Raw genomic sequence first — 1,899 nt, forward strand, 5'->3', positions numbered from 1 at the left:
GTTCATCAACCGGCGCGGCACGCAGATGAAGGTGCTGTACTGGGATCGCAGCGGCTTTTGCGTGTGGGCCAAGCGCCTCGAGCAGGGACGGTTCGTGTCCGACTGGTCGCGGGCGGCCACGCGCCAGATGGACTGGACCGGGCTGAAGCTGTTGCTCGAAGGCATCGAGCCGGCGCGCTTCAAGCGCCGTTTCAAGCTCCCGGAAGTGGCCGCCAAACCCGCATGAATGCTGGGTTTTGCGGTAAAATGTTACGATGACGACGCCCGTTTCGCTGACCGTTCCGACGCCCGCCGAGGCCGCCCGCTGGGCGCCCGAGCAAATCGTCGCACTGGCCCAGGCGAACGCGGCCGCCGCCCGCCAACTCGATGCCCTGCAGCTCGAGTTCCAGGCGATGAAGCATCAGCTCGAGTGGTTCCGGCGCCAGCTCTTCGGGGCGAAGAGCGAGAAGCGCATCGTCGATGCGAGCCCGCATCAGATGAACCTGGGCGAGTTGCCGGTGCCCGAATCCTCGCCGCCGCCCCCTGCCAAGGACATCGCCGCCCACACCCGCCGGGCCCGCACCACCGATTACGCCGCGGGCGACGCATCGGCGCTGTTCTTCGACGAAGCCCGCGTGCCGGTCGAGACCATCGCCGTGGCGAACCCGGAAATCGACGGGCTCACCGCCGACCAGTTCGAGGTGATCGGCGAGAAGGTCAGTCACCGCCTGGCGCAGCGCCCGGGCAGCTACGTGATCCTCAAGTATGTGCGTCCGGTGATCAAGCGCCTCGACACCCAGGCGATTTCCTGCCCGGCGGCACCCGAGGGGGTGATTCGCGGCAGCCGCGCCGATGTGAGCTTCGTCGCCGGGCTCATCACCGACAAGTTCTGCTACCACCAGCCGTTGTACCGCCAGCACCAGCGGCTCGGGGACAACGGCATCAAGGTTTCGCGCCCGTGGCTCACGCAGCTCACTCACGGGGCGCTGTCGCTGCTCGAACCGATCTTTACGGCCCAACTCGACTCGATCCGCGCGAGCCGCATCAAGGCGATGGACGAGACCCCGATCAAGGCCGGCCGGGCCGGCCCGGGCAAGATGAAGGGCGGCTACTTCTGGCCGGTCTATGGCGAGCGTGACGAAATCTGCTTCGCCTATCACGAGGGGCGCAGTGGCAAGCACATTGCGCAGACCCTGGGCACCGACCCGCCGCCCGAGGGGGCGGTGCTGCTTACCGATGGCTATGCGGCCTACGAACGCTACGCGGAAAAATGCGGGCTCACGCACGCGCAATGCTGGGCGCACTCGAGGAGGAAGTTCTTCGATGCGCAGGCACTCGAGCCCGAGCGTGCGGGCCAGGCGCTGGAGATGATCGGAAAACTGTACGCGGTGGAGAAGCACATCCGCGAGGCCAAGCTCGTCGGTGAGGCACGCCGCGCGCATCGGCTCGCGCAGGCCAAGCCCGTGCTCCAGCAGTTCTTCGCCTGGGTCGACGCCCAGTTCGAATCCCAGGGCCTGTTGCCCAGCTCACCGCTCACCACCGCCATGGCGTACGTGCGCGAGCGCCGGGCCGCCCTCGAGGTGTACCTCTCCGATCCCGAGGTGCCGATCGACACCAACCATCTGGAGCGGGCGCTACGCGTGGTGCCGATGGGCCGTCGCAACTGGCTCTTCTGCTGGACCGAGGTCGGGGCAAAGTACGTGGGCATCGCGCAGAGTCTGATCGCCACCTGCCGCCTGCACGACATCGACCCCTATACGTACCTGGTCGATGTGCTCCAGCGCATCGGCCAGCATCCGGCCGCCAACGTGGCGCAGCTCACCCCAAGGCTGTGGAAGCAACACTTCGCGGCCAATCCGCTGCGATCCGATCTCTTCGAAATCTCGAAGTAGGCAAGGACGCCGGGCAGTTACCGCTTAC

General features: G+C 66.7%; 2 protein-coding genes. Both read left to right on the plus strand.

Going from position 1 to position 1,899, the window contains the following annotated elements; translation table 11 throughout:
• Positions 1-226 (plus strand): IS66 family insertion sequence element accessory protein TnpB (gene tnpB / locus MXC99_RS00450; RefSeq protein ID WP_247723677.1); only part of this gene is annotated, 226 nt, incomplete at its 5' end.
• Between the two features lie 28 nt (positions 227-254).
• Positions 255-1,871: an IS66 family transposase gene (gene tnpC / locus MXC99_RS00455; protein ID WP_247723678.1), complete on the plus strand. Its 1,617-nt coding sequence runs from the start codon at positions 255-257 to the stop codon at positions 1,869-1,871.
• Positions 1,872-1,899: the final 28 nt, after the last annotated feature.

Origin of the sequence: Thauera aromatica (genome assembly GCF_023093595.1) — a bacterium.
In the GTDB taxonomy this organism is placed as follows: Bacteria; Pseudomonadota; Gammaproteobacteria; order Burkholderiales; family Rhodocyclaceae; genus Thauera; species Thauera aromatica_A.

What these genes read in the sequence shown, in the direction of transcription:
- tnpC (WP_247723678.1), top strand. Translation starts at nt 255, where the DNA reads ATGACGACGCCCGTTTCGCTGACCGTTCCGACGCCCGCCGAGGCCGCC.